A 20,592-nucleotide genomic window follows, 5' to 3' on the forward strand; every position below is an offset into this window, starting at 1 on the left:
GCCGGCTCAGGCGGGGAAGAGGCAGAACGGGTGACCGGCGGGGTCGGCGAGCACGTAGAGCGGCTCGTCGGGGTCGTCGGTGCGGTCGAGCAGCAGCCGCGCGCCGAGGGTCTCGGCCCGGGCGCGCTGGCGCACGAGGTCGGCGGCGTCCTCGACGACGAGGTCGAGGTGCAGCTGCATCGGCACCTCGTGGTCGGGCCACGTCGTCGGGGTCAGCTCGGGTACCTGCTGGAAGGCGAGCCGGCGCGTGCCGTCGGCCTCGGTGAGGACGAGCCAGTCGGCGTCGTCGGGCTCGCCGCCGGCCGGTGGCGCGTCACCCTCGCGGTAGTGCAGCGCGAGCAGCTCGCGGTAGAACTCGGCGAGCGCCCGGACGTCGGTCGTGTCGAGCACCGTGTGCAGCAGCCGTGGCGAGGTCCCCATCCACCGACCGTAACGCCGGGCGGCGACGGGCGCAGGGTCAGCCCTTGCGCTTGCGCACCTCGGCCGTGGCCTGCGGGAGGACGGCGAACAGGTCGCCGACGACGCCGAAGTCGACGAGCTCGAAGATCGGCGCCTCCTCGTCCTTGTTCACGGCGACGATCGTCTTCGAGGTCTGCATACCCGCCCGGTGCTGGATGGCTCCCGAGATGCCGGCCGCGACGTAGAGCTGCGGCGAGACCTGCTTGCCCGTCTGCCCGACCTGGTTGCTGTGCGGGTACCACCCGGCGTCGACGGCGGCACGGCTCGCGCCCACCGCTGCCCCGAGGGAGTCGGCGAACTCCTCGACCGGGCCGAAGTCCCCGCCCGTCCCGCGCCCGCCGGAGACGACGATCGCGGCCTCGGTGAGCTCCGGACGCCCGGTGGCCTTCTTCGGCTGGCTGTCGGTGACCCGGGCGGCCTTCGCGGCGTCGCTGACGGACACCTCGACCGGCTCGAGGGTGCCGTCGGCCGGCGCGGCCTCGATCGTGGCCGAGTTCGGCTTGACGCAGAGGATCGGGGTGCCGGTCGTCACCTTCGCGGTCACCGTGTACGAGCCGGCGAAGACCGACTGCGTGGTCTCCGGCCCGTCCTGGCCCGCGACGAGGTCGACGGCGTCGGTGATCAGCCCCGAGCCGGTCTTGACGGCCAGCCGGGCGGCGATCTCCTTCCCGGCGGCGTTGCTCGGGACGAGCACCGCGGCCGGCGAGGTGCGCTCGACGAGCTGGGCGAGGATCTCCGCCTGGGGCGCGACGAGGTAGGAGGCCGCCTCGGGGTCGTCGACGACGTACACCGTGTGCGCGCCGTACTTGGCGTAGGTCTTCTGGGCGGCCTCCGCGCCGGGCCCGATGTGGACGGCGGACGGCTCGCCGACCCGCCGGGCGAGGGTCAGCAGCTCGGCGGTCGCCTTGCGCAGCCGGCCACCGGCGTGGTCGGCGAGGACGAGAACTTCGGCCATGGTCTGTGCTCCTGGGTGGTGGCGCGTCAGAGGAACTTGCGGGCGGTGAGGAACTCGGCGAGCCGGGAGCCGCCGTCGCCCTCGTCGGTGACGATCTCGCCCTGCTCGCGCGGGGGTCGCTTGGCGAACGCGACGACCGAGGTCCAGGCCGCCTCGAGCCCGACGCTCGCAGGGTCGATGCCGAGGTCGGCGAGCGACCAGGTCTGCACCGGCTTCTTCTTGGCGGCCATGATCCCCTTGAACGAGGGGTAGCGCGGCTCGTTGATCTGGTCGGTGACCGAGACGAGCGCGGGCAGCGCGGCCTCGATGGTCTCGGAGGCGACGTCGCCGTCGCGGCGGATCGTCACCGTGCCGTCGCCGACGGTCAGCTCGGAGGCGTAGGTGACCTGCGGCAGTCCGAGCCGCTCGGCCATCATCGCGGGGACGACCCCCATGACGCCGTCGGTCGAGGACATCCCGGTCAGGACGAGCTGCGGGCTGCCCTCGGTGACCTTGCGCACCGCCTCGGCGAGCACGAGGGAGGTGGCCACGGCGTCCGAGCCGTGGATCGCCTCGTCCTGGACGTGGACCCCCTGGTCCGCGCCCATCTGGAGGGCCTTCTTGATCGCGTCGGCGGCGGCCTCGGGGCCCACCGTGACGACGGTGACCTCACCCTCGCCGGCGGCCTCGACGATCTTCAGCGCCTCCTCGACGGCGTACTCGTCGAGCTCGGAGAGCAGCCCGTCGGCGGCGCGGTCCACGGTGCTGTCGGAGTCCTGGAACGTCCGCTCGGACTGGGCGTCCGGGACGTACTTGACGCAGACGACGATGTTCATGCGCGGGTCGTCCTCTTCCTGTGGGTCGGTGGTCCCGTGCCGGACTCCCGGCACGCATCGCCCTCCATCCTGACAGCCGGCGGGCGGCTGTCCACCATCGGTGCGGCGTGACGGTCACCACCCCGGCGGTGGGAATGCGGCGCGGTGCGCGCGCCGGACGGGACCCGGCCGCTCTGGGAGGATCGGGGCGATGAGCGGCGATGACGAGGTCGGACCGGGCAGCATCCGGCGCACCGTGGGCCCGCTGGGCGACCCGGAGACCGTCGGCTGGTGGGAGTCGCTGTGGCGGCCCTTCTGGGTGCTCCCGGCGGTCGTCGTCGCCGCGTCGGTGCTCGCCGGCGTGCTCGTGCCGCTCGCCGACGAGCACCTCCTCCAGGACGTCGAGCCGCTCTTCGGCGGCAACGCCGACTCCGCCCGCAGCCTCCTCGGGACGATCGCCAGCGCGATGATCTCGGTCACCGGCCTCGTCTTCTCGATCACGATGGTCGTCATGCAGCTCGCGAGCAGCCAGTTCACGCCGCGGCTGCTCGGCACCTTCCTCGGCAGCCGCATCGTCCAGGTCACCCTGGGGGTGTTCATCTCCTCGTTCGTCTTCGCGCTCATGGTGCTGCGCGACGTGCGCGGCGGCGAGGCCCAGTTCGTGCCCCAGCTGTCGGTGACCCTCGCTTTCGGGCTCGTCCTGGCGAGCGTCGCGCTGTTCATCGCGTTCATCCACCACATCACCGACTCCATCCAGGTCGACCGGGTGGTCGACCGGATCGCGGGGTACACCGTGCGCTCCCTCGAGCGCGGCCCCGCCACGGAGTGGGACGACACCTCCGCGGTGCCGCCGAGCTGGTCGCAGGCGCCCGGGCCGTCGGTGACGGTGACGACCGGCGAGCGGCACGGCGTCGTCCAGCGCGTCCACTACAGCGCGCTCGTGCGGGCCGCGCAGCGGGCGGGCGCGGTCGTCGAGCTGCGGACCCGGCCCGGGCAGGTGCGCCACCGCGGGCAGCAGCTGGCCGTCGTCCACGGCGCGCACGCCGGCGACGACGTCGTCGAGGCGGTGCGGGACGCCTTCGGGCTGGGGCGCGAGCGCACCCTCCAGCAGGACCCCGAGTTCGGCCTGCGCCAGCTCGTCGACATCGCCGAGCGGGCGCTCTCCCCGGGCGTCAACGACCCGACGACCGCCGTGCAGGTGCTCGACGAGCTGCACCGCATCCTGCGGGTGGCGGCGGTACGGCCCGACCGCTCGGCCCACCTCGTCGACGGCGACGGCACGGTCCGGGTGCTCGACCGGCCGCCGACGTTCGCCGGGATGCTCGACCTCAGCCTGGACGAAATCGCCCACTACGGTCGCGACACCCTCCAGGTGCCCGCCCGGGTCGATGCGCTGCTCGAGGACGTCGAGGCGATGGCCCGCCCGGAGCACGCGGCGACGGTCGCTGCCAAGCGGGCCGCGCTGCGCGCCGGGCAGGCCGGCGGCCCGGGGCCGGGCGAGCGGGCCAGCGGCCGGTGAGGGCGGCCACTGGCCCGTGAGCCGGCCGGGCAGCGGGTGAGAGCGTCCGGCGTCCGGCGTCCGGCGTCCGGCTCAGGCTCCCTCGAAGGTCGCCTTGCCCGGGCCGTTCTCGACGAAGCTGCGCATCCCGGTGGCTCGGTCCTTCGTCGCGAAGAGACCCGCGAAGAGGGTGCGCTCGATCTCCAGCCCGGTCTCGAGGTCGACCTCGAGACCGCGGTCGACGGCCTCCTTCGCGGCGCGGACCGCGTAGGCCGGCCCGCCGACGAACGGCGCGAGCATCGAGCGGGCGGCGTCGTAGACCTCGGCCGCGGGGACGACCCGGTCGACCAGCCCGATGGCCAGCGCCTCCTCGGCGCCGACGAAGCGCCCGGTGAGCACGAGGTCCTTGGCCTTGGCGGGTCCGACGAGACGGGCGAGGCGCTGGGTGCCACCGGCCCCCGGGATGATCCCGAGGAGGATCTCGGGCTGGCCGAGCTTGGCGTCGTCGGCGGCGATGCGCCAGTCGCACGCGAGCGCGACCTCGCAGCCCCCGCCGAGCGCGTAGCCGGTGACGGCCGCGACGGTCGGCTTGGGCAGCCGGGCCAGGGCCCGGGTGAAGTCCTGGAGCAGCGCGGAGTGGTCGACCATGTCGGTGTAGGACATCGTCTCCATCTCCTTGATGTCGGCGCCGGCGGCGAACACCTTCTCGCCGCCGTAGACGACGACGGCCGCGACGTCGCGCCGCTGCTCGGCCTCACGGCAGGCGGCGACGAGCCCGCGCTGGATCTCGGCGTTGAGCGCGTTCATCGGCGGCCGGTCCAGCCGGACCGTCCCGATGCCGTCCGCGACCTCGAGACGGACGAGGTCGGTCACTGTCCGTCCTCGGTGGGCCGGCCGGTCTCCGGGTCGATGCCGAGGATGCGCTGGTGCCACAGGTGCACGGCCGAGAGCACGACCTGGATGGAGACCTGCGTGAGCACGGGGAGGTCGGCGCCGGGGGTGACGACGTGCTCCCCGGTGACCACGAGCGTCGAGCCGGCGATCCCGGTCTTGACGTGGTTCATGTGCAGGTTGATCTCGTTGCACGTCTCGTGGAGCTTGAGACGGTCGGCAGTGAGCTCGTCCTGGATCTGCCACTGCCCGAAGAGGCGCATGATCTCGACGTCGCCCTCGGTGCAGCGCACGAACAGCTGCTGGTCGTTGGCCTGGAAGGCGACGTCGCCGTCGTCGTCGATGTTCGGTGAGAGCCCGAGGTCGACGAGCACGTCGAGGACCCGGCCGCGCAGCGGGTGCTCGTCCGGGGGCGGTGGGAAGTTGGGCAGCGAGGTGGGGTCGGTCATGCTCCCACCGTAACGACTGCCGGAAGACCTCTCCCGGTCACGTCACGCCCGCTCGCCCATGCTGATCTCGCCGAACCGAGGCGCCATGGCACCAGGGCACAGCGACATCGACAGTGCCGGACGAGACGCACATGACCCGGAGAGGTCATCCGGCGGCCGGGGGGCGGGAGGAGGGGGGCCGCGGGTCGCCGCGGTGCCGATGCTCTCGGGGCCGGCCGCGGGGGTGCGCGCGCGGCTCACTACGCTCCCGGACGTGCCACCCAGCCCCCTCGCCTCCGGTCGGGCGCCCCGCGACCTCCCGCCTCCCCCGGGCGTGACCCTCGTCCCCGGCGGCGCCGAGGTCTCGGTGTACGCCGGGCACGCCGACGCCGTCGAGGTCTGCCTCTTCGACGCCGACGACGCCACGGGCGAGAGCGAGCGCCGGGTCGTGCTCGAGGAGCGGGCCCACGGCTGGTGGTTCGGCGTCGTCCCCGGCATGGGTGCGGGCACGCGCTACGGCCTGCGTGCCCACGGCCCCTGGGACCCCGACCGCGGCCTGCTGTACAACCCGGCCAAGCTCCTCCTCGACCCGTACGCCGGGGCGCTCGAGGGCGAGGTCTCGTGGGGGCCGGAGGTCTACGGCCACCCGGTGGGTGAGGCCTGGCGCGGCGACCTCGAGCACCCCTCCCCCGTGGACAGCCGGGGTCACGTCCCGCGCGGCGTCGTCGTCGACCAGGCCTTCGACTGGGGCGAGGACCGCCCACCCGGGCACGCGCGCAGCGAGTCGGTCATCTACGAGGCGCACGTCCGCAACCAGACGATGCGTCTCCCCGAGGTCCCCGAGCACCTGCGCGGCACGTACGCCGGCCTGGCACACCCCGCCTCGCTCGAGCACCTGCTCACCCTCGGGGTCACGGCGGTCGAGCTGCTGCCGGTGCACGCCTTCACCCACGAGCCGCACCTGGTGCGCCGGGGGCTGCGCAACCACTGGGGCTACAACACGATGGGCTTCTTCGCGCCGCACGCCCCCTATGCCGCCGCCCGGGACCCGCAGGGCGCCGTCGACGAGGTCAAGGGCATGGTCAAGCTGCTGCACGCGGCGGGCGTCGAGGTGCTCCTCGACGTGGTGTTCAACCACACCGCCGAGCAGGAGCGCACGGGTGCGACCCTCTCCTGGCGTGGCCTGGACCAGCAGGCCTACTACCGGCTCGACGAGCGGGGCCGGGACATCGACGTCACCGGGTGCGGCAACACCCTCGACCTGCGCCACCCCGTCGTGTGCCGGATGGTCCTGGACAGCCTGCGCCACTGGGTGGAGCACTACCACGTCGACGGCTTCCGCTTCGACCTCGCGGTCGCGCTGGGTCGTGACCGCGGCGACGCCTTCGACCCCGACCACCCCTTCCTCGTCGCACTGCGCACCGACCCGGTCCTCAGCCGGGTCACCCTCGTCGCCGAGCCGTGGGACATCGGGCCGCACGGCTGGCGCACCGGCCAGTTCCCGCCCCCCTTCCTCGAGTGGAACGACCGCTTCCGCGACGCCGCCCGCCGGTTCTGGGTCTCGGACGTGCACGCCGCCCACGACGGCCGCCCGGCCCACGACGCGCGCGACCTGGCGACGCGGCTCACCGGCTCGCGCGACCTCTTCGGCGACCACGACCGCGGACCGACCGCCTCGGTCAACTTCGTCACGGCGCACGACGGGTTCACCCTGGCCGACCTCGTCTCCTACGACCACAAGCACAACGAGGCCAACGGCGAGGCCAACGGCGACGGGTCCAACGGCAACGGGTCGTGGAACCACGGGGTGGAGGGCCCCACCGAGGCCCCCGAGGTGCTCGCCTCCCGCACGCGGACCCTGCGCGCCCTCCTCGCGACCCTCCTGCTCTCCCAGGGCGTGCCGATGCTCACCGCCGGCGACGAGATCGGCCGCAGCCAGGGCGGCAACAACAACGCGTACTGCCAGGACACCGAGACGACCTGGCTGGACTGGTCCCTCCGGCCCTGGCAGGAGGACCTGCTCGCGACGACCCGCCACCTGCTCGCGCTGCGGCGGTCCCTGCCCGCGCTGCGCCAGCGCACCTGGCTTACCGGCCGCACGGTCGACGCCGACGGCACCGCGGACGTGGCGTGGTACGGCGCCGACGGGTACCCGATGGACGGCCGGTGGCACGAGAGCGCCCGGGTGCTCCAGATGACGCTCGCCGCCCCGCCCGGCGGTGGCGCCGCGGTGCTCGTCGTCGTCAACGGCGGGGTGGACCCGGTGGCGGTGACCCTCCCGGCCACGACGTCCACCGCCCGACGGCTGGTGTGGGACAGCGCCTGGCCGCGGCCCGCCGCGGCCGCGAGCGAGCCGGTCGGCGAGGAGAGCACCCTGGAGGCGCTCTCGGTCCGGCTCTACGTGGCGGAGTGACCCGCGGCCCCCGGACGGGGGCGCGCCGCTGTCAGGCCGGCGCGAGCCGACCGGAGCGGGCCACCCGCTGGAGGAGGATGACCGTGAGCACCCCGACGACGACCCGGCCGAGGTAGCCGAGCCCGTAGAGGATGCCCACCCCGGCCGCGTAGAGCGCGAGGCCGACGAGCAGGACCCCGCCGACGACGACCGCGGCGACCCGCAGGAGCCGGGCCCAGCGCAGCGCCTCGCCGTCGTCGGCCGCCGTGGCGAGCACCCCGGTGCACAGCTGGTGGGTCACGACGGTGACGAGGACGATCTCGATCGTGAGCGCGGTGAACGCCAGCGCGGCCCACCGCTCACCGGTGAGCAGCGGCGTGCCGGTGAGCAGCCAGACGGGGACCCCGACCAGAGCCGCCGCCCGGGCCCGCACGAAGGCCGGGTGCACGGTGTCCGCCCCGCGGAGCCCGACGAGCACCCACACCCACCCGACGACGTCGGGGACGATGTCCCAGCCGGCGAGCGGCAGGTCGACGACGACGACGAGCAGGCCCCAGGCCACCCAGACGAATCGCTGCACCCTCGCACCCTAGGCGGAGCGCCCCGGGGAGGGTGGCGGGGTCCACCGGACGGCCCCTTCGGGTCTGGACCGGGCACGGGCGGGCACCGCCCTCGGGTAGACAGGCCGACGTGGTCGCTGCGGGCATCGGACGCCTCGCCCAGGCCGCCATCTACCGGGCGGGAACCTACGGGCGCCGGCCCGCCGTGCCCACCGACGGCTCGCGGCTCGAGGCCGCCGCCGAACGGGTCATGCTCCGGCGGGCCTTCGCGTACGTCACGGGTGCGGCGGGCAGCGAGGCCGGTGCGCGGGCCAACCGCGAGGCCTTCGAGCGCTGGCGGGTGCTGCCGCGGATGCTCGTCGACACCGGCGAGCGCGACCTCTCGCTCGACCTACTGGGCCACCGCCACGACCATCCTCTGCTGCTCTGCCCGGTCGGCGTGCTCTCGGTCGCGCACCGGGACGCCGACCTCGCGGTGGCCCGCGCCGCCCGCCGCTACGGCGCCACCCCGGTCCTCAGCACGCAGGCGTCGGTGCCGATGGAGGTCGTCGCCGCCGAGCTCGGAGGCGGCGGGTTCTGGTACCAGCTGTACTGGAGCGCGGACGACGAGCTCACCGCCTCGCTCGTCCGCCGCGCCGAGGCCTGTGGCGCCGAGGCGGTCGTCGTCACCCTCGACACCAGCGTCCTCGGCTGGCGCCCACGCGACCTCGACCTCGGCCACCTCCCGTTCGCGCGGGGCGAGGGTCTGGCCCAGTACACCTCCGACCCGGTCTTCCGGCGGCTCGTCACCCAGCGGGTCGCCGCGGCGGACCCCGAAGAGCTCGGGTCCCACCCGGCACCGTCCCCGACGCCGGCCGCCGTGCGGACCCTCCTCTCGATGAGCCGCCACCACCCCGGTTCGACGCGGGAGAACGTCACCTCCCCGGAGCCCCGGGCCGCGGTGGACACCTTCGGCGAGCTCTTCGCGCGCCCCTCGCTGACGTGGGCGGACCTGCCGCGGCTACGGGCCCTCACCTCGCTGCCGATCGTCCTGAAGGGGATCCTCGACCCCGACGACGCGGGCCGGGCCGTCGACGCCGGCGTCGACGGGATCTGGGTGTCCAACCACGGCGGCCGGCAGGTCGACCGCACGGTCGCCGCGCTCGACGCCCTCCCCGAGGTCACCCGTGCGGTCCGCTCGCGGGGCTCGCGGGCGCCGGTCATCTTCGACAGCGGCGTGCGAACGGGCGCGGACGCCTTCGTCGCCCTGGCCCTCGGGGCGAGCGCGGTCGGGATCGGCCGACCCTACGTCTACGGGCTCGCCCTGGCCGGGGAGGACGGCGTGGCCGAGGTGCTGCGCAACCTCGTCGCCGAGCTCGACCTGACGATGGCGCTCACCGGGTGCCGGAGCCTCACCGAGGTCACCCGCGCCCGGCTGCGCCTGGCCCCCTGAGCCCCGCGGCCCGCCCCCGCCGACCCGTGACCGGTCTCCCCACGGCCGGGGTGCGTACCCTGTCCTGCGCACCACCGTCGCTGCGTCCCTCCGCCGCCCTCCCCGAAGGACGACCCGATGTCCGAGAACTCGCCCACGCCCCCCGTCGTCTCCGACGGGGCGCCGCAGCCTGTCACCGTCTCCGACGAGTCGCCCTCGACCGACGCGCGGCGGATCGGCCCCGCCTTCCGGACGAGCCACCCGCTCGCCTCGGGGCCGGTGGTCCAGCCGGCTCCCACGGTCGACGGCTTCGTCGAGACCTTCCTCGGCGAGCTCAACTACGGCCAGGGCACCCTGCTGTCGCAGTCGACGCTCAACGACCAGTACCTCGCACTGGCCCGCACCGTCCGGCGCTACCTCATGGCCGACTGGCTCGAGACGGGCGCCCGCCGCCGCCACGCACAGCAGAAGACGGTCGGCTACCTGTCCGCCGAGTACCTGCTCGGCCGGCAGCTGGGGAACAACCTGCTCGCGACCAACCTCCAGGACGTCGCCGAGGAGGCCATGCGCCGGTGCGGGATCGACATCGCGACGCTGCGCGCCCAGGAGGTCGAGCCCGGTCTCGGCAACGGCGGTCTCGGCCGGCTGGCCGCGTGCTTCGTCGACTCGCTGGCCACGATGGACGTGCCGACGATCGGCTACGGCATCCGCTACGAGTACGGCATCTTCCGGCAGACCTTCGAGGACGACCGCCAGGTCGAGCTGCCCGACTCCTGGCTCTCGCTCGGCAGCCCGTGGGAGTTCCCCCACCCCGAGCGCCAGGTGCTCGTCGGCTTCGGCGGGAGCACCGAGACGAGCACGGCCGCGGACGGCACGCAGCACACCCGCTGGGTACCGGACTGGACGGTCCTCGGGATGCCCTACCACTACATGGTCCCGGGCTTCCGCAACGGCGTCGTCAACACCCTGCGGCTGTGGAGCGCCCGCGCGACGCACGCCTTCGACCTGCAGATCTTCAACGCCGGCGACTACACCCAGGCGGTCCGGGCCCAGACCTTCGCCGAGAACATCTCCAAGGTGCTCTACCCCGAGGACTCCACGCCCCAGGGCAAGGAGCTGCGCCTGCAGCAGCAGTACTTCTTCGTCGCCTGCTCTCTGCACGACTTCATCGACAACACCCTGCCCGCGGACTTCGACCTGCACCGCCTCCCGGAGCGGATCGTCTTCCAGCTCAACGACACCCACCCGGTCATCGCCATCCCCGAGCTGATGCGGATCCTCGTCGACCGCAAGGGCTTCGCCTGGGACGAGGCCTGGGAGGTCACCCAGCGGTGCTTCGCCTACACCTGCCACACGCTCCTGCCGGAGGCCCTGGAGGTGTGGTCGGTCGAGCTGCTCGGGCGGCTCCTCCCCCGGCACCTGGAGATCATCTACCGGATCAACGAGGAGTTCCTCGAGCAGGTGCGCGAGGCGTTCCCGGGCGACGAGATGCGGGTGCGCCGGATGTCGGTCATCGCCGAGCACCCGGAGCGCTCGGTCCGGATGGCCTACCTCGCGACGGTCGCCGGCGCCAAGGTCAACGGCGTCGCCGAGCTGCACAGCCAGCTGCTGCGCGACAAGGTGCTGCCCGACTTCTCCCAGCTGTGGCCGGAGAAGTTCACCAACGTCACGAACGGCGTCACCCCCCGGCGCTTCGTCCGGCTGGCCAACCGCCGGCTCTCCGAGCTGCTCACCGACACGATCGGCGAGGGCTGGGTCACCGACCTCGACCGGCTGCGCGAGCTCGAGCCCTACGCGGACGACGCCTCCTTCCGCGAGGAGTTCCGCCGGGTCAAGCGCGAGAACAAGGAGCGCCTCTACCGCCTGCTCGCCGTCCGTGACGGCCTGCGCCTGCCGCAGGAGGCGATGCTCGACGTCATGGTCAAGCGGCTGCACGAGTACAAGCGCCAGACCCTCAAGCTGCTGCACATCGTCTCGCTCTACGACGACCTCGTCTCCGGCCGGGTCGCGCCCGAGGAGATGACCCCGCGGACGGTCGTGTTCGGGGCCAAGGCCGCCCCCGGCTACCACCTGGCGAAGGAGATCATCTTCCTCGTCAACTCCGTCGCCGGCGTCGTCAACGCCGACCCGCGCGTCCAGGGGCTGCTCTCGGTCGCCTTCCCGGCCAACTACAACGTCACCCTCGCGGAGAAGCTCATCCCGGCGGCCGACCTCTCCGAGCAGATCTCGCTCGCCGGCAAGGAGGCCTCGGGCACCGGCAACATGAAGTTCGCCCTCAACGGCGCGCTCACCATCGGTACCGACGACGGCGCCAACGTCGAGATCCGCCGGCTCGTCGGCGACGAGAACTTCTTCCTCTTCGGGATGACCGAGCCGGAGGTCGAGCGGCGCCGGGCGGCGGGGTACACCCCCGCCGAGGTCTACGAGACCACCCCGGCCCTGCGCCGCACCATCGACCTCGTCGCGAGCGGGCACTTCACCGGTGGCGACCGGCAGGCGGTCGCGCCGGTCGTCGACAACCTGCTCCACGAGGACGCCTTCATGGCGCTGGCCGACTTCTCCTCCTACCTCGAGGCCCAGTCGCGGGTCGACGCGGCCTACGCCGACCCGGAGGCCTGGACCCGGTCGGCGATCCTCAACGTCGCCCGCTCCGGGTTCTTCTCCTCCGACCGCTCCATGCGCGACTACCTCGAGCGGATCTGGCACTCCTGAGAGCGCGCTCGGCGTGCCGGGTCCGGACGTGGGGAGGCCGGCGCCGCTCCGTGTAGGTTCGGTGGGGTGAGTGATGCCTTCCGCACCGCCCCTCCCCAGGTCCCCCTCGGCCGGATCCCCGTCCTCGAGGTCCGGCCGGCCGTCGACTGCGGCGAGCGCCCGGCCAAGGCCGTCGTCGGCGAGGAGGTCGAGGTGAGCGCGACGGTGTTCCGCGAGGGCCACGACGCCGTGAACGCCACCCTCGTCCTCACCGACCCCGACGGCGCCGAGCGGCACGTGCCGATGACGTGTGTCAACGCCGGCCTGGACCACTGGGTCGCGCGGCTCACGCCCGAGCGCACCGGGTGGTGGAGCTACCGGGTCGAGGGCTGGTCGGACCCCTACGGCACCTGGGAGCACGACGCGACGATCAAGGTCGCGGCCGACGTCGACACCGAGCTGATGCTCGAGGAGGGCGCCCGCGTCCTCGAGCGGGCCCTCGACGAGGTGGAGCGCACGCCCGAGCAGGAGCAGGTGCTCGTCGAGGCGGTCACCGGCCTGCGGGACGCCTCGCGGTCGGCCGGCGTGCGGCTCAAGGCCGGCACGGACGGCACGGTCGAGGACGAGCTCGGCGCCCGGCCCCTGCGCGACATGGTCACCCCCTCGCGCGAGTACAGCCTGCTGGTCGAGCGCGAACGTGCCCTCTACGGCGCGTGGTACGAGATCTTCCCCCGCAGCGAGGGCGCGTACTACGACGCCGAGAGCCACCGCTGGGTCAGCGGCACACTGCGCACGGCCGCCGAGCGGCTGCCGGCGATCGCCGGGATGGGCTTCGACGTCGTCTACCTCACCCCGGTGCACCCCATCGGGCAGGCCGCGAAGAAGGGGCCGAACAACACCCTCGACGCCCGGCCCGAGGACCCCGGCAGCCCCTACGCCATCGGCTCGGCCGAGGGCGGCCACGACGCGATCCACCCCGACCTCGGCGACTTCGACGACTTCGACGCCTTCGTCGCCCGCGCCGAGGAGCTCGGCCTCGAAGTCGCTTTGGACCTCGCGCTCCAGTGCTCCCCGGACCACCCCTGGGTGCGCGAGCACCCCGAGTGGTTCACGACCCGGGCCGACGGCACCATCGCGTACGCCGAGAACCCTCCGAAGAAGTACCAGGACATCTACCCGCTGAACTTCGACAACGACCCCGCCGGCATCTACGCCGAGGTCCGCAGGGTCGTCCAGGTGTGGATCGACCACGGGGTCCAGATCTTCCGCGTCGACAACCCGCACACCAAGCCGGTGGAGTTCTGGCAGTGGATCATCGCCGACGTCGCCAAGGACCACCCCGACGTCATCTGGCTCGCCGAGGCGTTCACCCGGCCGGCGATGATGCACACCCTGGCCAAGGTCGGCTTCCAGCAGAGCTACACGTACTACGCGTGGCGCAACACCCCGGCCGAGCTGCGCGAGTACCTCACCGAGCTCTCCGGCGAGGCGTCCTACTACATGCGCCCCTCGTTCTGGCCGACGACGCACGACATCCTCACGCCGTACATGCAGTTCGGGGGTCCGGCGGCCTGGAAGGTGCGCAGCGCCCTCGCCGCCACCCTCGTCCCGACCTACGGCATCTACGCCGGCTACGAGCTCGTCGAGCACGTCGCCCGGCCCGGCGCCGAGGAGCAGATCGACAACGAGAAGTACGAGTACAAGGACCGCCGCTGGGGCGACGACGAGCCCGGCGGGCCGCGCGAGGGCCGCACCCTCGCCGGCTGGCTGACCCGGCTCAACGAGATCCGGCGCGCGCACCCCGCCCTGCACCGGCTGCGCGACATCCGCTTCCACCACGTCGACGACGAGAACTTCCTCGCCTACTCCCGCCGCCGCGTCCTCGACGACGGCACCGAGGACGTCGTGCTCGTCGTGGCCAACCTCGACCCGCACTCGACGCGGGCGAGCACGATGCGCCTGGACCTGGCCGCGCTCGGCCTCCAGCCCGGCGACTCGTTCGAGGCCCACGACCTGCTCACCGACGAGCGCTGGGTCTGGCAACGCGACGTCTACGTCCGGCTCGGGCCGGAGACCGAACCCTGCCACGTCGTCGCCCTCCGGAGGCCCTGGTGAGCGTCATCCCCGGCATGGGCCACAGCACGCCGGGGCTCGGGATGAACCAGCCCGGGCTCCGACACGACCCCGAGTGGTTCCGGACGGCGGTCTTCTACGAGGTGCTCGTGCGGGCCTTCGGCGACTCCACCGGCTCCGGCGAGGGCGACTTCGCCGGCATCATCAACCGCCTCGACTACCTGCAGTGGCTCGGGGTGGACTGCCTGTGGCTGCCCCCGTTCTACGCCAGCCCGCTGCGCGACGGTGGCTACGACATCTCCGACTACACCCAGGTGCTGCCCGAGTTCGGGACGCTGCCGGAGTTCCGCGAGCTGATCACCCAGGCGCACGCGCGCGGCATCCGGATCGTCACCGACCTCGTGATGAACCACACGAGCGACCAGCACCCGTGGTTCCAGGCCTCGCGCAGCGACCCGGAGGGGCCCTACGGCGACTTCTACGTCTGGTCCGACACCGACGACAGATACACCGACGCCCGGATCATCTTCATCGACACCGAGACCTCGAACTGGACCTTCGACCCGATCCGCCGGCAGTTCTTCTGGCACCGGTTCTTCAGCCACCAGCCTGACCTGAACTTCGAGAACCCGGCGGTGCACGAGGCGATCTTCGAGGTCGTCCGGTTCTGGATGGACATGGGCATCGACGGCTTCCGGCTCGACGCCGTCCCCTACCTCTTCGAGGAGGAGGGGCACAACGGCGAGAACCACCCGCGCACCCACGAGTTCCTCGCGGCGCTGCGCTCGATGGTCGACACCGAGTACCCGGGCCGGATCCTGCTCGCCGAGGCCAACCAGCCCCCGTCGGAGGTCGTGGACTACTTCGGCACCGAGGACTCCCCCGAGTGCCAGATGTGCTTCCACTTCCCCGTGATGCCGATGCTGTACTACGCGCTGCGCGAGGAGAAGGCGGCCCCGATCGTCGACGTCCTCGCCGACACCCCGCCGATCCCCACGGGCACCCAGTGGGGCACCTTCCTGCGCAACCACGACGAGCTGACCCTGGAGATGGTCACGCCGGAGCAGCGGGCGGCGATGTACGGCTGGTACGCCCCCGACCCCCGGATGCGGGCCAACATCGGCATCCGCCGCCGGCTCTCCCCGCTGCTGGACAACTCCCGGCCCGAGGTCGAGCTCATCCACGCCCTGCTGCTCTCGCTGCCCGGCTCGCCGTGCCTCTACTACGGCGACGAGATCGGGATGGGCGACAACATCTGGCTCAGCGACCGCGACGCCGTCCGCACCCCGATGCAGTGGACGCCGGACCGCAACGCCGGGTTCTCCACGGCCGACCCCGGCAAGCTCTACCTGCCGGTCATCCAGTCCCTCGTGCACCACTACAACCAGGTCAACGTCGAGGCGCAGATGGCGAGCGGCTCCTCGCTGCTGCACTGGGTGCGCGGCATGCTCGCGGTGCGCCGCGAGCACCCCGTCTTCGGTCTGGGCGACTTCACCGTCTGCGACAGCTCCCACGAGCGGGTGCTCGCCTTCGTGCGGGTCGACCGGCGCGAGCGGGACGTCGAGGACCGCTCGGCGCGTGCGGTGCTGTGCGTCAACAACCTCTCCGCGAGGCCGCAGGCGACGACGCTCACCGTCCCGGAGGAGCTGCACGGGTGGCAGACACGAGACCTCTTCGGCGGCACCGGGTTCCCCGACATCGGCGACGACGGCGCGCTGACCCTCACGCTCGGGTCGCGGGACTTCTTCTGGCTCGCGCTCGACCCACCGCCCGGGGGCGAGCATGGCTGAGCTGCACCACGACGCGACCATCACCCCGAGCAAGCTCGAGCTCGTCGAGGCCTGGATGGGAGACCAGCGCTGGTACGCCGCGAAGGGCCGCTCGCCCCGGCTGCGCCGGCTCGCGTCCTGGCGGCTGGACGACCCTGCCGGCGAGGTCGGCGTCGAGACGCTGCTGCTCGCCGACGAGTCCGGACCGGAGCCCGTCGTCTACCAGGTGCCGCTGACCTACCGCGACGCGCCGCTGCCCGACGCCGAGCACGCCCTCGTCGGCACGACGGAGCACTCCGTCCTCGGCCACCGCTGGGTCTACGACGCGCCCCACGACCCGGTCTACGCGACCCAGCTCCTCGAGCTCGTGCAGGGCCGGGTCCGGGCCGCCTCCTCCTCGACGTCGGACACCCCCGACGACGCCTTCACCGGTGTGCCCCAGCCGAGCTGGACGGAGGCGGTCTCGGTCACCGGCTCTCGGGTCCTGCGGGGCGAGCAGTCCAACACCTCGGTCATCCTCGACACCGAGACCCGCGACGGCGCCTCCCTGCCGCTCATCGTCAAGGTCTTCCGCATGCTCTCCCCCGGTGACAACCCCGACGTCGTCCTCCAGGGCGCCCTCGTCGACGCCGGCTGCGCCCGGGTGCCCCGTGTCGTGGGAGCCGTCGCCGGCAGCTGGCCGCACCCCGGCGTCGACGGCGACCACGAGGCCCACGGCCACCTCGCCTTCGCCCAGGAGTTCCTCCCCGGGGTGCAGGACGCGTGGCGGGTCGCGCTGCGCGCCGCCGAGGAGGAGGGCGACTTCACCGCTGCGGCGCGTGACCTCGGCGCCGCCACCGCCGAGGTGCACGCCACCCTGGCCCGCGCCCTCGGCACCCTGCCGACCACCCCGGAGACCGTCGCCACCACCCTGTCGGCGATGCGTGGGCGGCTGGCCGCCGCGGTCGCCGAGGTCCCCGAGCTGCGGGCCGCCGTCCCGGCGGTCGAGCAGGTGCTCGAGGCCGCGGCCGGTGCCCGGTGGCCGGACCTGCAGCGCGTCCACGGCGACTACCACCTCGGGCAGGTGCTGCACTCACCGGAGCGCGGCTGGGTCCTGCTCGACTTCGAGGGCGAGCCACTGCGCCCCCTCGCCGAGCGCACCCGTCCGGACCACCGGCTGCGCGACGTCGCGGGGATGCTGCGCAGCGTCGACTACGCCGGCGGCTCGCACGAGCGGGCCACCGGCCGCTCGGCCCGCCGCTGGGTCGCCGCCACCCAGGAGGCCTTCCTCGACGGGTACGCCGCGACCGCCGGCGAGGACCCACGCGACCACGCCGCGGTCCTCGCCGCCTTCGAGCTCGACAAGGCCCTCTACGAGGTGGTGTACGAGGCCCGCAACCGACCCGGCTGGGTCGGCATCCCGGTCGCCGCCGTCGACCGCCTCACCACCCGATTCTCCACCGCCACACCGCAAGGAGACCTTCCGTGAGCCCCACCCCCAGCCCCGAGGTCGGCGGCGCCATCGCCGCCCTCGTCCAGGGCCGCCACCAGCAGCCGCACGACCTGCTCGGCCAGCACCTCGAGCCGGAGGGGCTGCGCATCCGGGTCCTGCGCCCGCTGGCCGAGTCGGTCCGGGTCCGCTTCGAGGACGGCGAGGTGCTCCAGCTCGAGCACGAGGCCGAGGGCGTGTGGAGCGCCGTGCGCACGGGGACGTCCCGGACGATGGACTACCGCCTGCTCGTCGCCTGGGGCGACGGCGTCGAGCACGAGCAGGACGACCCCTACCGGTTCGCGCCCACGCTCGGGGACGTCGACCTCCACCTCGTCGGCGAGGGTCGCCACGAGCAGCTGTGGACGGTGCTCGGGGCCCGCGTGCACACCTACGACGGCCCGCTCGGGCAGGTCACCGGCACCTCCTTCGCCGTGTGGGCCCCCCGGGCCAAGGCCGTGCGGGTCGTCGGCGACTTCAACGGCTGGGACGGCAGGGTCCACCCGATGCGGCTCATCGGCAGCAGCGGGGTCTGGGAGCTGTTCATCCCCGGTGTCGGCGCGGGCGAGGTCTACAAGTACGAGATCCGCGGCGCCGACGACGTCGTGCGCACCAAGGCCGACCCGCTCGCGCGGCGCACCGAGTGCCCACCGCGCACCGGCTCGGTCGTCGAGGACAGCACCCACACCTGGGGCGACGCGACGTGGATGGAGCAGCGCGCCCAGCGCGACCCGCACACCGGGCCGATGAGCGTCTACGAGGTACACCTGGGCTCCTGGCGCCAGGGGCTGTCCTACCGCGAGCTCGCCGAACACCTCGTCAACTACGTCACCGACCTCGGGTTCACCCACGTCGAGCTGCTGCCCGTCATGGAGCACCCCTACGGCCCGTCCTGGGGCTACCAGGTCACCGGGTACTACGCCCCGACCGCGCGCTTCGGTGCACCCGACGACTTCAAGTTCCTCGTCGACGCCCTGCACCAGGCGGGCATCGGCGTCATCCTCGACTGGGTCCCCGGGCACTTCCCCCGGGACGAGTTCGCCCTGGCCCGCTTCGACGGACTGCCGCTCTACGAGCACCCCGACCCGCGCCGCGGCGACCAGCCGGACTGGGGCACACACGTGTTCGACTTCGGCCGGCTCGAGGTGCGCAACTTCCTCGTCGCCAACGCGCTGTACTGGCTCGAGGAGTTCCACGTCGACGGCCTGCGCGTCGACGCCGTGGCCTCGATGCTCTACCTCGACTACTCCCGCCGCGACGGGGAGTGGATCCCCAACGTCCACGGCGGGCGCGAGCACCTCGAGGCGATCGGGCTGCTCCAGGAGGCGAACGCGACCGCCTACCGGCGCGCCCCGGGCATCGTCACCGTGGCGGAGGAGTCGACCTCGTGGCCCGGCGTGACCCGCCCGACCTCGAGCGGAGGGCTCGGCTTCGGGCTGAAGTGGAACATGGGGTGGATGAACGACACCCTGCGCTACCTGCACGAGCAGCCGGTGCACCGCCAGTACCACCACAACCTGCTGACCTTCTCGCTCATGTACGCCTTCAGCGAGAGCTTCGTGCTGCCGATCAGCCACGACGAGGTCGTCCACGGCAAGGGCTCGCTGCTCACGAAGATCCCCGGCGAGCGGCCCGAGCAGCTGGCGACGCTGCGCGCGTTCCTCGGCTACATGTGGAGCCACCCGGGCAAGCAGCTGCTCTTCATGGGCTGCGAGTTCGCCCAGCCCCAGGAGTGGGCGGACGGGCGCTCGCTGGAGTGGTGGCTGCTCGACCACGCCGCCCACCACCGGGTCCATGCGCTCGTCAAGCAGCTGAACACCCTCTACCGGGAGCACCCGGCACTGTGGGCGCTCGACGGCGAGCCGGCGGGGTTCCGCTGGCTCGACGCCGACGACAACACCGGCAACCTGCTCTCCTACCTGCGCAACGAGCGGGCCGACGGCTCCGGGGACGTCGTCGCGACCGTCGTCAACTACAGCGGCGCCGACAAGGACTGGGTGCGGGTCGGCGTCCCCCGCGCCGGCGAGTGGGAGGTCGTCCTCGACACCAGCGGGTACGACGAGGCCGGCACCCCGAGCCAGGCCGGGGTACGGCTCGCCGCGGAGGCGACGCCGTGGGACGACCAGCCGTACTCGGTGACCGTGCGCGTCGCCCGGCTCTCGACGCTCTACCTCGCGCCCGTCGCCGGCACCGAGCCGGCGGAGCCCACGCTGAGCCTGTGAGCACACCGGGACGCTGACCCGGCGCGGCCCGGCGGGAGACGCTCCCGCCGGGCCGCGCGGCGCTCAGATGAACAGCAGCTGCGCGCCCTCGGTGATCTCGATGAAGTCGCTCGCCGAGATGATCCCCTCGACGCCCTCGAAGAGGTCCTCCTCGGTCACGTGGTTCATGTCCGCGGACATCCGGCAGGCCCACATGTGCACCCCGGAGGCGGAGAGGATCTCGAGGAACTCCGGGACGTCCGGGACGTCGAGCTCGGCGATCTGCTTCTTGAGCATCGACGTCGCGGCCGCGGTCGCGCCGGGCAGCGCGCCGAGCATGTGGTGGATGCCCATGGCGCTGTGGCCCGGCGGGTGCATGGCGGTGTTGCCGACGAAGCTGAACTTCAGGTCGCCCATGGTCTTCCTCGTGATGACGTCGAAGCCCCAGAAGGTGAAGAACAGGTGGGTCTCGACGCCCTCGCCGACCGCGGCGTTGGCGAGGATGAGGCCGGGGTAGGCCATGTCGAGGTTGCCCTTGGAGCAGATGATGGCGAGCTTGCGCCCGGAGCCCTCGGCGTCGTCGAACGAGGGGACGACGGGGGCGGTGTCGGTGGTGGCGGTCATGACGGACCCTCCTGCGGGCTGGTGGTGGTGTACGGGCCGGCTCAGACGCAGCCCTTGGGCTTGGGCAGCCCGGAGACGTAGGCCATCTTCTTGGCCGGCTTGCCGGGGAAGAGGGCGAAGAGGGACTTCACCGGGGTCCCGGTCTGGGTCGAGACCCGGCGCAGGGTGGCGGTCTCCCCCTGGCTGGCGTAGTCCTCGCGCAGGAAGCGGATGAGCTTCCAGTGCTCCTCGGTCAGCTCGAGGCCGATGAGCCGGGCCAGCTCGGGCGCGAGGTCCTCGCTCCACTCCTGCGGGCTGGTGAGGAAGCCCTCGTCGTTGACCTCGACCTGGTGGCCGGCGATCGTCGTGGTCGTCATCGTGGTGTTCCTTTCGGTCGTG

At 72.9% G+C, this 20,592-nt stretch carries 16 protein-coding genes; 8 read left to right on the top strand and 8 right to left on the bottom strand.

Annotation, left to right across the window (positions count from 1 at the left end; translation table 11 throughout):
- Positions 1-6: 6 nt before the first annotated feature.
- Genes G8D98_RS06595 through G8D98_RS06605 form a run of 3 tightly spaced genes read right to left on the bottom strand, consistent with a single transcriptional unit; the run spans position 7 to position 2,229 of the window.
- Positions 7-420, bottom strand: coding sequence for a VOC family protein (locus tag G8D98_RS06595; protein WP_166100728.1), 414 nt, complete (start codon positions 418-420; stop codon positions 7-9).
- 37 nt (positions 421-457) lie between these two features.
- Positions 458-1,414 (bottom strand): electron transfer flavoprotein subunit alpha/FixB family protein, encoded by a 957-nt coding sequence (locus tag G8D98_RS06600; RefSeq protein ID WP_166100730.1) that lies wholly within the window; start codon positions 1,412-1,414, stop codon positions 458-460.
- Between the two features lie 26 nt (positions 1,415-1,440).
- On the bottom strand, positions 1,441-2,229 hold the full coding sequence (locus G8D98_RS06605; protein ID WP_166100734.1) for an electron transfer flavoprotein subunit beta/FixA family protein: 789 nt from the start codon (positions 2,227-2,229) through the stop codon (positions 1,441-1,443).
- Positions 2,230-2,419: 190 nt separating this feature from the next.
- On the opposite strand from G8D98_RS06605, the gene G8D98_RS06610 reads away from it, so the two are divergent.
- Positions 2,420-3,727, top strand: coding sequence for a DUF2254 domain-containing protein (locus G8D98_RS06610; protein WP_166100736.1), 1,308 nt, complete (start codon positions 2,420-2,422; stop codon positions 3,725-3,727).
- 72 nt (positions 3,728-3,799) lie between these two features.
- Here the strand turns inward: G8D98_RS06610 and G8D98_RS06615 are convergent, their stop codons facing one another.
- Positions 3,800-4,579: an enoyl-CoA hydratase/isomerase family protein gene (locus G8D98_RS06615; protein WP_166100739.1), complete on the bottom strand. Its 780-nt coding sequence runs from the start codon at positions 4,577-4,579 to the stop codon at positions 3,800-3,802.
- The gene (locus tag G8D98_RS06620) at positions 4,576-5,046 is read right to left on the bottom strand and encodes a T3SS (YopN, CesT) and YbjN peptide-binding chaperone 1 (RefSeq protein ID WP_166100741.1); all 471 of its coding nucleotides are present in this window, start codon (positions 5,044-5,046) and stop codon (positions 4,576-4,578) included. Before G8D98_RS06620 ends, G8D98_RS06615 begins: the two co-directional genes overlap by 4 nt.
- A 253-nt stretch (positions 5,047-5,299) precedes the next feature.
- Here G8D98_RS06620 and glgX point away from each other — a divergent pair, with 253 nt between their 5' ends.
- The gene (gene glgX, locus G8D98_RS06625; RefSeq protein ID WP_229661924.1) at positions 5,300-7,438 is read left to right on the top strand and encodes a glycogen debranching protein GlgX; all 2,139 of its coding nucleotides are present in this window, start codon (positions 5,300-5,302) and stop codon (positions 7,436-7,438) included.
- Positions 7,439-7,469: 31 nt separating this feature from the next.
- On the opposite strand, the gene G8D98_RS06630 is transcribed toward glgX, so the two are convergent.
- Complete coding sequence (locus G8D98_RS06630) at positions 7,470-7,997, bottom strand: hypothetical protein (protein ID WP_166100744.1); 528 nt, start codon at positions 7,995-7,997, stop codon at positions 7,470-7,472.
- Positions 7,998-8,107: 110 nt separating this feature from the next.
- On the opposite strand from G8D98_RS06630, the gene G8D98_RS06635 reads away from it, so the two are divergent.
- The 6 genes from G8D98_RS06635 (at position 8,108) to glgB (ending at position 19,611) form a co-directional block, all read left to right on the top strand.
- Complete coding sequence (locus G8D98_RS06635; RefSeq protein ID WP_187566487.1) at positions 8,108-9,409, top strand: alpha-hydroxy-acid oxidizing protein; 1,302 nt, start codon at positions 8,108-8,110, stop codon at positions 9,407-9,409.
- Positions 9,410-9,526: 117 nt separating this feature from the next.
- Entirely contained in the window at positions 9,527-12,100 is a 2,574-nt protein-coding gene (locus tag G8D98_RS06640; RefSeq protein ID WP_166100746.1) for a glycogen/starch/alpha-glucan phosphorylase, read from the top strand.
- Positions 12,101-12,166: 66 nt separating this feature from the next.
- Positions 12,167-14,194, top strand: a complete 2,028-nt coding sequence (locus G8D98_RS06645) for an alpha-1,4-glucan--maltose-1-phosphate maltosyltransferase (RefSeq protein WP_166100749.1) — start codon at positions 12,167-12,169, stop codon at positions 14,192-14,194.
- Positions 14,195-14,208: 14 nt separating this feature from the next.
- Positions 14,209-15,942: a maltose alpha-D-glucosyltransferase gene (gene treS, locus G8D98_RS06650; RefSeq protein WP_166100933.1), complete on the top strand. Its 1,734-nt coding sequence runs from the start codon at positions 14,209-14,211 to the stop codon at positions 15,940-15,942.
- The gene (locus G8D98_RS06655; protein ID WP_166100751.1) at positions 15,935-17,389 is read left to right on the top strand and encodes a maltokinase N-terminal cap-like domain-containing protein; all 1,455 of its coding nucleotides are present in this window, start codon (positions 15,935-15,937) and stop codon (positions 17,387-17,389) included. Before treS ends, G8D98_RS06655 begins: the two co-directional genes overlap by 8 nt.
- Positions 17,386-19,611: a 1,4-alpha-glucan branching protein GlgB gene (gene glgB, locus G8D98_RS06660; RefSeq protein ID WP_166100754.1), complete on the top strand. Its 2,226-nt coding sequence runs from the start codon at positions 17,386-17,388 to the stop codon at positions 19,609-19,611. Before G8D98_RS06655 ends, glgB begins: the two co-directional genes overlap by 4 nt.
- 63 nt (positions 19,612-19,674) lie before the next feature.
- On the opposite strand, the gene G8D98_RS06665 is transcribed toward glgB, so the two are convergent.
- Together G8D98_RS06665 and G8D98_RS06670 are read right to left on the bottom strand one after the other, a co-directional pair.
- Positions 19,675-20,214: a DsrE/DsrF/DrsH-like family protein gene (locus G8D98_RS06665; protein WP_166100757.1), complete on the bottom strand. Its 540-nt coding sequence runs from the start codon at positions 20,212-20,214 to the stop codon at positions 19,675-19,677.
- Positions 20,215-20,255: 41 nt separating this feature from the next.
- Positions 20,256-20,570: a TusE/DsrC/DsvC family sulfur relay protein gene (locus tag G8D98_RS06670; protein WP_166100759.1), complete on the bottom strand. Its 315-nt coding sequence runs from the start codon at positions 20,568-20,570 to the stop codon at positions 20,256-20,258.
- Between the last annotated feature and the right edge of the window lie 22 nt (positions 20,571-20,592).

The organism is Phycicoccus endophyticus (assembly GCF_011326735.1).
In the GTDB taxonomy this organism is placed as follows: Bacteria; Actinomycetota; Actinomycetes; order Actinomycetales; family Dermatophilaceae; genus Phycicoccus; species Phycicoccus endophyticus.